General features: G+C 77.1%; 10 protein-coding genes. 2 read left to right on the top strand and 8 right to left on the bottom strand.

The features are described from left to right. Positions 1-617, bottom strand: a 617-nt coding sequence (locus ACWENR_RS26775) for a helix-turn-helix domain-containing protein (RefSeq protein WP_452279721.1), incomplete at its 3' end; no start/stop codon positions are given. Positions 618-1,007: 390 nt separating this feature from the next. Between ACWENR_RS26775 and metF the strand changes: the two genes are divergently transcribed. After that, entirely contained in the window at positions 1,008-1,925 is a 918-nt protein-coding gene (metF, locus tag ACWENR_RS26780) for a methylenetetrahydrofolate reductase [NAD(P)H] (protein WP_452279722.1), read from the top strand. 43 nt (positions 1,926-1,968) lie between these two features. Next, positions 1,969-2,658 carry a CDP-alcohol phosphatidyltransferase family protein gene (locus ACWENR_RS26785; protein WP_452279723.1) on the top strand — a complete coding sequence of 230 codons (690 nt, stop codon included), beginning with the start codon at positions 1,969-1,971 and terminating at the stop codon, positions 2,656-2,658. A 330-nt stretch (positions 2,659-2,988) separates the two neighbouring features. Here the strand turns inward: ACWENR_RS26785 and ACWENR_RS26790 are convergent, their stop codons facing one another. The 7 genes from ACWENR_RS26790 to ACWENR_RS26820 all read right to left on the bottom strand — a co-directional run bounded on the left by ACWENR_RS26790 (position 2,989) and on the right by ACWENR_RS26820 (position 9,768). Then, a complete protein-coding gene (locus ACWENR_RS26790) occupies positions 2,989-4,476 on the bottom strand; it encodes a phytoene desaturase family protein (RefSeq protein ID WP_452279724.1) in 1,488 nt (495 codons plus the stop codon). A gap of 11 nt (positions 4,477-4,487) precedes the next feature. Next, positions 4,488-5,615 carry a glycosyltransferase gene (locus ACWENR_RS26795; protein WP_452279725.1) on the bottom strand — a complete coding sequence of 376 codons (1,128 nt, stop codon included), beginning with the start codon at positions 5,613-5,615 and terminating at the stop codon, positions 4,488-4,490. Continuing rightward, the gene (locus ACWENR_RS26800; RefSeq protein ID WP_452279730.1) at positions 5,612-6,598 is read right to left on the bottom strand and encodes a carotenoid biosynthesis protein; all 987 of its coding nucleotides are present in this window, start codon (positions 6,596-6,598) and stop codon (positions 5,612-5,614) included. The genes ACWENR_RS26795 and ACWENR_RS26800 overlap by 4 nt, the downstream gene beginning before the upstream one ends. Before the next feature lie 44 nt (positions 6,599-6,642). Beyond that, positions 6,643-7,209: a GNAT family N-acetyltransferase gene (locus ACWENR_RS26805; RefSeq protein ID WP_452279726.1), complete on the bottom strand. Its 567-nt coding sequence runs from the start codon at positions 7,207-7,209 to the stop codon at positions 6,643-6,645. Next, complete coding sequence (locus ACWENR_RS26810; RefSeq protein ID WP_452279727.1) at positions 7,206-7,991, bottom strand: monooxygenase; 786 nt, start codon at positions 7,989-7,991, stop codon at positions 7,206-7,208. Before ACWENR_RS26810 ends, ACWENR_RS26805 begins: the two co-directional genes overlap by 4 nt. 67 nt (positions 7,992-8,058) lie before the next feature. Beyond that, complete coding sequence (locus ACWENR_RS26815; RefSeq protein WP_452279728.1) at positions 8,059-8,547, bottom strand: YbaK/EbsC family protein; 489 nt, start codon at positions 8,545-8,547, stop codon at positions 8,059-8,061. A 252-nt stretch (positions 8,548-8,799) separates the two neighbouring features. Continuing rightward, positions 8,800-9,768 carry an EamA family transporter gene (locus tag ACWENR_RS26820; protein WP_452279729.1) on the bottom strand — a complete coding sequence of 323 codons (969 nt, stop codon included), beginning with the start codon at positions 9,766-9,768 and terminating at the stop codon, positions 8,800-8,802. Between the last annotated feature and the right edge of the window lie 332 nt (positions 9,769-10,100).

Raw genomic sequence — 10,100 nt, forward strand, 5'->3', positions numbered from 1 at the left:
TGCGGGTGGGCTGCGTGCGGGGCGGCGCCGGGCGGTAGCGGGTCGCCGGGGTCGGTGGCCGGTGGGGTGGGCGTGCCGGGTGGTTGCGGGTCGTGCGGGTCGGCTGGCTGCGGGGGCGAGCCGGGCGGTGGCGGGTCGCCGGGGTCGGTGGCCGGTGGGGTGGGCGGGCCGGGCGGTTGCGGGTCGCGCGAGTCGGCTGGCTGCGGGGGCGAGCCGGGCGGTGGCGGGTCGCCCGCGTCGGTGGCCGGTGGACTGGGCGTGCCCGGCAGTAGCGCGTCGCGCGGGTCGGCCAGCCAGCGCTGGGCCAGGGCGAGCAGCGCCGCCCGGGACCGGGCGCCGCCGAAGGCGGATGGCGGGCCGAGGCGCCGGGTGCGGGCGGCGGCGTCGGCCAGCAGGTCGGCCGGCACCGCGAGGACGACCGCGAGCCAACCGAGCCAGAACGGGCCGGGCAGCCGCAGCTGTCGTTCCCACCGGGAGACCTCGTGCCGGCTCAGCGTCGGCGCCCCGGAGACGCGGCAGAGCTCGGCGGCGAGCCGTAGCTGGCTCCAGCCTCGCGCCAGCCGGAGCTGGGCGAGCAGCGGCCCGAGCAGTTGCGGGCCGGGCGGGGGCGGCGTCATCGGTCCTCCGGCGGGCGTCGGCGTGGCGGCGGCGCAGGCCCGGACGGGCCGGTGCGCCACCGGTGGAGATTGCTGACCCCCGCGCGTGCCCCCGCCGGGTCGACCTGCGGCCGATCCGTCCCGCGCTGCACCATGACTACTCCGGGGGTACGACGCTTTCCGGCCCTCCCGGCCGGCCCGCCCTGTCCCGGCGGGTCCGGCGTACGCCCGCACCCTTCCGGCGGGTCCGGCGTAGGCCCGCACTGTCCCGGCGGGTCCGGCGTGGGCCGGGGGCCTGCGCCGGCCGTCGGTCCCGCGCGGAGGGTCGGGTCTGGCCTCCGGGCGCGCGGCCGGCGTCTCCCGCTGTGGGAAGGTCCCGGCGCGGCGTGTCCCGCCCGCTAGAGTCGTGGGGTGGCGCTCGGTCTTCCCTCGGTCCTCCCCAACCCGCAGCCGGCGATCGGGGAGCTGATCCGTGACTGTCAGCCGACCTTCTCGTTCGAGTTCTTCCCACCCAAGACCGAGCAGGGCGAGCGGCTGCTGTGGCAGGCGATCCGCGAGCTGGAGTCGCTGCGTCCGTCGTTCGTCTCGATCACCTACGGCGCGGGCGGGTCGACCCGCGACACCACTGTCGCGGTCACCGAGCGGATCGCCACCGAGACCACCCTGCTGCCGATGGCCCACCTCACCGCGGTCGACCACTCCGTCGCCGAGCTGCGGCACGTCATCGGCCGGCTCGCCGGGGTCGGGGTGCGCAACGTGCTCGCGGTGCGGGGCGACCCGCCGGGCAACCCGGGCGGCGAATGGGTCCGCCACCCCGAGGGCGTGCTCTACGCCGAGGACCTGGTCCGCCTGGTACGCGACGCCGGCGACTTCAGCGTCGGGGTGGCCGCGTTCCCCTACAAGCACCCCCGCTCGCCCGACGTGGCCAGCGACACCGAGCACTTCGTCCGCAAGTGCCGGGCCGGCGCCGAGTTCGCCATCACGCAGATGTTCTTCGACGCCGACGACTACCTGCGGCTGCGTGACCGGGTCGCCGCGGCCGGCTGCGACACCCCGATCCTGGCCGGCGTGATGCCGGTGACCCAGATCGGCACGATCGAGCGCTCGGTGCAGCTCTCCGGGGCGCCCTTCCCGCCGGCCCTGGCCGAGCGGTTCTCGAAGATCGCCGACGACCCGGAGGCGGTGCGCCGCCTCGGCATCGAGCAGGCCAGCGAGATGTGCCGTCGGCTGCTCGACGAGGGCGTGCCGGGCATCCACTTCATCACCCTCAACCGCTCCACCGCCACCCGCGAGGTCTGGCAGAACCTTCAGGTCGGCGCGCGGGTGTGACCCCGACGCCGCGACACCTGAGCGCCGGTGCGACGGTTGTTCCGTGGTGGGCACACAGCTGAACTGGGACGAGTACGCCACGGCCTGGGCGCGACTGCACGGGGGCTTCGACCCCCGGGCGGCGGCCCCGGTCGTCCGCGCCTGGCTGCGGTTCGCCTACCACGTCGGCTTCGTGCTGGGCCGGCTTCGGGTCGGCCCGACCCCGGTCACCGTGGTGGGCGTGCTGCTCTGCGCCTGCGTGCCGCTGTTCGCCGTACGGCCGCAGGACGGCCCCTTCCTCGGGGCGCTGTTCGTGCTGCTCGCCGCGGTGGCGGACAGCGTCGACGGCGCGGTGGCGGTGGCCACACGCCGGACCACCCGGCTCGGCTACGTCTACGACTCGCTGGCCGACCGGCTCGGCGAGGCCGCCTGGCTGGTCGCGTTCTGGCTGATCGGGGCGCCCGGGGCGCTCGTCGCGACCGCGGGGGCGCTGTCCTGGCTGCACGAGTACGTCCGTGCCCGGGCCGTCTCCGCCGGCATGCGGGAGATCGGCGCGGTCACCGTGGGGGAGCGCCCCACCCGGGTCTCGGTCGCCCTGGCCGGGCTGCTGCTGGCGGGGCTGACCGGGCTGATCGAGCCGGACCTGGCCGCCGGCACCATCACCATGGCGACCGCCGTCTGGGTGCTGCTGGCCGGCTTCGGGCTGGGCCAGCTCCTCTCCGCCGTCCGCCGCGCCCTGATCGACGCCGGCTGACCGCGCGCCGACCCGGGCGCAATCTGGCCGGCGTGCCCCCGGCAGATCTTGGCAGGTAACGGCCCCCGAGGGGCCTTTTCCTGCCAAGATCGCCCGATGCCCCTACGGCCGAGGAAGGGCCCCGGCGGGGCGGGCGGCCTGGACGGCGCTGCTCCCGGCGTCGGCGTGGTGTCCCCGCCCGCCGGCCGGCTGTCAGGCGGGGCCGGTCCCGTCGGCGACGACGGCTGTCAGGCCGGGCCGATCTCGTCGGCGATGACGGCTACCAGGCGGGGGGCGGTCCCGTCGGTGACGACGGCTGTCAGGCCGGGCCGATCTCGTCGGCGATGACGGCTACCAGGCGGGGCCGATCTCGTCGGCGACGATCTGGGCGGAGAGCGTCACCATCGGCAGGCCGCCGCCCGGATGGCTGGAGCCGCCGACCAGCCACAGCCCGTGCGCCGGGCCCCGGTTGGCCGGGCGGAGCAGCCCGCCTGCCGTGCCGTAGATCGACCCGCCCGGCGTGCCGGTCGCGTCGTCCAGGTCGGCCGGGGTGCGGACCTCCCGGAACAGCAGCCGGTCCCGCACGTCGACGCCGCGCCCGGCCAGCACGTCGAGGACCCGGTCGGCGTACGCCTCGGCGAGGCCCGGCCGGCGCCAGTCGACGGCCCCGGTGGCGGTGCCGTGCCGGGGGGCGTTGACCAGGACGAACCACGCCTCGTGACCGGCCGGACGGACCATCGGGTCGTCGGCCACGGTGACGAAGACGGTGGGGTCGGCCGCCGGTCGGGCCCGCGCGCCGCGCCCCGGGTGGCCGAAGACCGCGTCGAACTCGGCGTCGTAGTCGCGGGGGAAGAACACGTTGTGGTGGGCCAGGCCCGAGTCTCCGGTGACGCCGAGCAGCAGCACGAAGCCGGCGAGGCTGCGGTCGGTCAGGCCGGCCAGCCGGCGCGGATCGGGCAGCAGGTCCCGGTAGAGGGTGAGCGCGTCGACGTTGGCCACCACCACGTCGGCGGGGAGCGGCGCGGCGACGCCGCGCAGGCGTACGCCGTGCACCCGGCCGCCCGCCGCGTCGATCCGGGTGACCGTGGCGCCGGTCCGCACGACCACGCCGAGGTCCAGGCAGCGGGTCAGCAGCGCGTCGGCGAGCGTGCCCAGCCCGCCGCGCAGGTACCAGCCGCCGAAGGCCAGCTCGGCGTAGGGGACGGCGACCAGCGCGGCTGGCGCCCGGCGCGGGTCGGCGCCCGTGTAGGTCGCGTAACGGTCGAGCAGCATCCGCAGCCGGGGGTCGGACAGGTGCCGCCGGCCCAGCCCGCGCAGGGTGCGGCCCGGGCCGATGGCGGCCAGGTCGCCCAGCCGCCAGGCCAGCGCCGCCAGGTCGCGCGGGGAGTCGATCGGGCGGCGCAGGATGTCCCGGTGCGACGCCTGCCACACCCGCTCCGCCCGGCGCCACAGCCGCTGCCAGTCCTTCGCGGCCCGGTCGCCGAGGGCCGCGCCGATGCGGGCGGCGAACTCGACCGGGTCGGCGCACGAGTCGAGGGCCGGGGCGTCGCCGGGGAAGACGTGCCGCACGATCGGGTCCACCGGCGTCAGGTCCAGGTACTCGTCGAGCTTCGCGCCGGTCGCCTCGAACAGGTCGTGGAAGACGTCGGGCAGGGTGAGCAGGCTCGGCCCGGTGTCGAAGTGGAACGGGCCGGCCGGGGTGTCGCGGACGTACCGGCCGAGCTTGCCGCCGACGGTGTCCGCGCGTTCGAGCACGGTGACCTGGTGCCCGGTGGCGGCCAGCCGGGCGGCGGTGGCCAGCCCTCCGACCCCGGCGCCGACGACCACGATCCGCGCCATGCCGCGCCTCCCTAGGTGACGGGGCGGCCGCGCCAGGACAGGCGGTGCCGCTTCCGCAGATGGTACGACCGCAGGGTCAGCCAACCGAGGACCACGACCGACACGGGGTGTGCCAGCGCGTCGGGCCACCACCGACCCCCGGTGGCCCGGGCGGTGACCGCCCGCCCGGCCACCCCGAGCAGGTACGCGCCCAGCGCCGCGCCCGCCACCGCCGGCGCGCCGGCGGCCAGGGCGCCCACCGCCAGCAGCGGGGGAGCGGTGTAGAGCAGCAGCAGCGCCGTGATCACGAGGGCTGCCGCGCCCGGGTGGCCGAACGTCGCCCAGAGCGACTTCGAGTAGCCGTCGCGCAGCTGCGGCCAGTCCTCGTACATCCGGCAGGCCGCCAGCCGCGAGCCGTCGGCGAGGGCGATCCGGCCGCCGGCCCGCTTGACCGCGCGGGCCAGCTCGATGTCCTCCAGGACCTTCCCGGCCACCACGGCGTGCCCGCCGGCGGCCTCGTAGCCGGCCCGGTCCACCACCAGGAACTGTCCGCCGGCGGCGGCCAGCGACGGCCGCGGCGAGCGCTCCATCGCGCGCAGCGGCAGGAAGGTCAGCCACAGCCACTGCAACAGCGGCTGGACCAGCCGGTCGGCCGCCGTCGCCACCAGGATCCGGGGGTACGGCGACAGCAGCGTCACCCGCGCGGCGCGCAGCTCGGCGACGGCCGCCGCGACCGCGTCCGGGGCGAGCACCACGTCGGCGTCGACGAAGACCAGCGCGGTCGCCGCCGGGTCGGCCCGGGTGGCGAGCTGCCAGCAGGCGTGCGGCTTGCCCAGCCACCCCGGCGGCGGGGCGACCCCGTCGAGCAGGGTGACCCGGTGGTCGTCGCCGGCCACCGCGCGGACCACGTCCGCGGTGCCGTCGGTCGACCCGTCGTCGAGCACGACGACGCGCAGCCCCGGCACGCCCCGCTGGGCGAGCAGCGCGCGCAGGCAGGGGGTGACCCGCGTGGCCTCGTCGCGCAGCGGCAGCAGCACCGCCACGGTCTCGGTGACCGGCGCCGGCGGCTCGGCCGGGCGGCGCAGCCGGCGGCCGGCGTTGACGAGGGTGTGCGCGGTCAGCGCGGCCACGCCGAGCAGCAGCGCGAGGACGGCGGTCATGCCGTCGCGTCGACGCCGGTGCGCTGCGGCTGGCGGGGCTCGTGCCGGTCGGCGCGGCGGGAGCGGAGCAGCGTGACCGCCAGCGGCACGGCGGCCACCGACATGCCGGCCGCGCCCCACAGGGCCGAGGCGGGCAGGTCGAGGAAGACCGCGTGGGCCAGCACGCTGGAGAAGTACGTCCACAGCCAGAGCGCGAACATCGGGGCGTCCCGCCCGTCGGTGGTGGCCACGGCGGGCCCGGCCAGCGGGCGCAGCGCGCTCATCATCAGCACGGCGAAGAGCAGCCAGCCCAGGTAGTTGCTCACCGGGATGCCGGGCAGGCCGGGCAGCGCGGGGGTGGCGTCCCGCCAGACCCAGTAGCCCTCGGCCACCATCTGCGGGTCGAGGAAGAGGTCCCAGGCGGCCAGCCCGACGGCGGCCAGCGCGATCCGCCGGACGGGGAACCGGCCCCCCGACCGGCCACCGGCGTCACTGCCGACGCCCGGCCCGCTGCCGGGTCTGCTGCTGATGCCCGGCCCGCTGCCGGTGCTCGGCCCCCCGCCGGTGCTCGGCCCGCTCTCGGTGCCCGGCCCGCTGCCGGGGGTGCCGCCGGCCCTCGGTGGACCGCCGCCGGCGGCGCCGCCGGTCAGCCGGGTGGCGGCCAGCCAGGCCGGCCAGGCCATCCACGTCCAGGCCAGCGGGATGATCAGCGGCACCCCGGCCAGCTTCGGCCCCAGCTCCCCGGAGTAGTCGTAGCTGCCGAACGGGAAGCCGGTGGCCACGCCGAGCGCCTCGATGGCGAATCCCCCGACCATGGCCACCGCCACCAGCGCCGTCGCCGTACGCGGGCCCCGGGTGAGCAGCGCGTGGCCCACCGAGAGCAGGTAGCCGAGTACGACGGTGGCGACCGTCAGCCGGGCCCGGGTCTGCCCGGCGGTCAGCGGGTAGCAGATCTGCGCCAGCACCAGCACGGCCAGCAGCGTCCAGGACAGCCGCCCGGCCACGGCGCGGCCCCGGCCGGACCGGGTGGGTGTCGGCGGCTCCCGGGTCACGACGTGGCCCGGTCGGGTGCCGGCGGCTCCAGCGGCAGGTCCCGGCCGAGCACGCCGAACGGGCGCTCGTCGCCGGGAAAGTGGAAGTGGCGCAGGACGTCGACGAAACCGAACCGGCGGTACAGCCGCCAGGCCCGGGACCGCTGCTCGTCGGCCTCCGGGGTGGACAGCAGGGTGGTCGTCCCCTCCGCCAGGGTGAGCAGCGCCCGCAGTTGCCTCGCGCCCAGGCCGTGCCCCTGCGCGGGCGGCCGGACGTGCAGCTCGACCACCTCGAAGCAGTCGGTCAGCCAGCGTTGCCGGGCGGGCGGGTTCAGCGCCCGCCACACCTGGTCGTGCCACCACTGCCCCGGGGCGCCGAGGTAGCCGTAGCCGAAGCCGGCCAGGTGCCCCTCGCTGGTCAGGCTGGCGACGGCGCGGAAGCCGGGCCGGCGTACGTGGGTGGCGATGTAGCCGCGCCGCGCCTCCAGCAGGTCGGTGCGGTATCCCATCGCCTCGCCGTAGACGGCCACCACGTCGTCCAGCCGTCGGACGAGATCGTCCGGCGTCCACCGCACCAACCTCATGCCCGTGCACCCTCCGCCGTTTCCTGGTCGTCGTCCGCGACCCAGCCCAGTACCGCCCGGTCACCGACCACGTCGCGCACCTCGAACCGCGCGAAGAGTTCCTCCGCGTACCACCCTTCGGTGGGGGTCCGCATGATCGCGGCGCGGTGCTCCGGGTGACGGTACGCGAACGCCACGAGGTCCGCCGGGTCACGCCACACGCTCACCGTGCCCTGCCAGCCCAGCGGGGCCTCGCCGACGCCGAACCGAGCCAGCAGGCCGGGCGCGGCGTGCAGCGCGGCGGCCACCGGTGGGATCGCCCGCCAGAAGGTGGCCGCCCGCCGGGGGCGCAGCCGGGCCCGGGTCAGGGCCAGCACCGGGCCGGTGACCCGGCCGCCGGGCGGCTCACCGAACGGCCGGCGGCCCGACCACTCGCCCCGGCTGCTCAGCGGGCGCAGGTCGACCCGGACGGCCGCGCGGGCGATCCGCGCCCACGCGCGCCCCACCGGCGAGCCGTCGAATCCGGCCGCGGCGGCGGGGGAGTCCCACACGGTCAGCGCGGCCCACCGGGTCAGGTCCGCGTCGCCCGGCCCGAAGCCGGTGCCGGTCCCGGTGCCGAGCAGCTTGCCGAACCGTACGCCGGGCAACGCGCGCAGCCGGCGGGGGTCGACCGCCATCCGGGTCAGCGCCCGGGGCAGTGCGGCACCGGAGGTGCGCCACACGTGCAGGGTGACCAGCCCCGGCACGGTCGGTTCGCTCCGCGCGCTCGTTGCGCCGCCGAGCTCGACGCTCCGCTCGCTCACGCCGCCACCTCCGACAGTGACGCGAGGCGCCCCGCTGCCGGGCCGACGGTTCGCTCGCCCCGCTTGCTCACGCCACGTCGGCCGGGGTGCCGCCGGTGACCCGCAGCAGCTCCGGGTACGTGGTGGGGAAGACCGCCTGCGGCACGCCGCCGGCCGCCCAGATCTCGTCGTACGTCTTCAGGGCGGTGTCGACCAGGGTGCGCAGCGGGCGCGGGTGGCCGACCGGGGCGACCCCGCCGATCACCTGCCCGGTGTGCGTGCGGACGAAGTCCGGGGTGGCCCGGCGCAGCCGGGTGACCCCGATGGACGCGGCCAGGCCGGCGGTGTCCACCCGGTGCGCGCCGGAGGTGAGCACCAGCAGCGGCGCGCCGTCCGCCTCGAAGACGAGCGAGTTGGCGATCTGGCCGACTCCGACGCCGAGCGACTCGGCGGCGGCCGCGGCGGTGTGGACCGCGTCGGGCAGCAGACGGACGGCGCTCGGCGCGCCGGACCCGTCCCGCGCGCCCGCGGCGTCGAGCACGTCCTGCACCGCGCGTACGTTCGGGTGTGGCTGCATGCGGCCATTGTTCCCGGTGTGCCCGGAGCCGGCCCACCCGGCCACGCCGGCCCACGCCGGCCCACGCCGGCCCTCCGGCCACGCCGGCCCTCCGGCTCATCCGGTCGCGCCGGTCCTTCGGCCATGCCGGCCCTTCGGCCACGCCGGTCCTTCGGTCCTTCGGCGACGCCGGCCCTCCGGCCACGCCGGCTCGGCGTCGGCCCCCCGGCCGGGAGGGGGGTCGGTTCAGCGGGCCGGGAGGGGCGGGCCGGTTCAGCGGGTGACGGCGACGGCTTCGGGTGCCGGCGGGGCGGCGCCCAGGGCCGGGGCGACCCGGGCCGTCTCGGCCAGCGCGACGCCGACCAGCACCAGGAACCCGCCGGCGAGCTGCGCGGTGTTGAGCGCCTCGCCCGCGCCGAGGACGACCCAGGCCACCGCCGCGGCGATCACCGGCTCGACCATGCCGACGATCCCGACGCTGGTCGCCGGCAGATGCCGCATCGCGCCGGCCACCAGCAGGTAGGGCGCGATCGAGCCGAGCACCACGACGTACCCGCAGAGCAGCGCCACCGGCACGCCCCCGTCGGTGTCGGCGGTCAGCGGCTCCCACCCGCCGACGCCCACGGTGACCGCGCGGGTGAGCAGGCCGGCGACGGCGGAGGCGCCGAACGCCCAGGTGCACAGCGACAACGTGTCCCGCCGCGTCACGCCGTGCGCGCCGAGGACGTAGTAGCCGGCCAGGAAGACCGCGGCGCCGAGCCCGGCGAGCACGCCGAGGCCGTCCAGCTTCAGCTCGCCCCACACCTCGGCGACGCAGCCGAGGCCGAGCAGGCTCAGCGCCAGGCCGGCCCAGAGGCGCGGGCGTACCCGGTGCCGCTGGCCGAACCGGGCCCAGAGCGCGACCAGCAGCGGAGCGGTGTACTCGAACAGCAGCCCGATCCCGACGGGCAGCCGGGAGATGGCGACGAAGTAGAGCATCGGCACGGCGAAGAAGCCGGTCAGCCCGTACCCGATCAGCAGCGGCAGTTGGCGGGGGGTGACCCGGAGCCGGCGCGCCCCGGGGCGCAGCAACAGGCTCAGGGCCAGCAGCCCGGTCAAGGCGCCGACGGCGCGCAGCAGGGTGAGCTGCGGGGCGTCCAGGCCGGCGCGGAGCACCAGCTTGGAGACCGTGCCGTTGACGGCGAACAGCGCTCCCGAGCCGAGCACCATGGCGATCCCGAGGACGGGGCGGGGGGTTGTCACGGAAGCGGAGGCTACCGCCGCCGCAGTCAGGGTCGTACGGCCCACCAGTCGTTACGTCGACCGACGAGGTCCCGCCGCCCGACGGGTGGCGGGTGAGGTGCCGCCCGGCGTCCGCGCGTCACACGTTGCATTTTCGTCGGAGGGAGGGTGTACTGTCAGCAGTAGTTAGAACGAGTGTTCGATTGCCTCGTACGTTCGTTCCAACCAGCCCGGGGCGGTGTTTCGCGGCGCCGGTCCCGGGCAGGTGTGGCTCCGCGGGCCGCACCTGGGTCACGGGCAGTCGCGAGCCCCGACCCGTCAGGCAGGAGCGTCGCCCGCCGCCCACGACCCCC

It is taken from the genome of Micromonospora sp. NPDC004336 (assembly GCF_053602615.1).

What these genes read in the sequence shown, in the direction of transcription:
- ACWENR_RS26805 (WP_452279726.1), bottom strand. Translation starts at nt 7,209, where the DNA reads ATGAGGTTGGTGCGGTGGACGCCGGACGATCTCGTCCGACGGCTGGAC.
- ACWENR_RS26815 (WP_452279728.1), bottom strand. Translation starts at nt 8,547, where the DNA reads ATGCAGCCACACCCGAACGTACGCGCGGTGCAGGACGTGCTCGACGCC.
- ACWENR_RS26790 (WP_452279724.1), bottom strand. Translation starts at nt 4,476, where the DNA reads ATGGCGCGGATCGTGGTCGTCGGCGCCGGGGTCGGAGGGCTGGCCACC.
- ACWENR_RS26795 (WP_452279725.1), bottom strand. Translation starts at nt 5,615, where the DNA reads ATGACCGCCGTCCTCGCGCTGCTGCTCGGCGTGGCCGCGCTGACCGCG.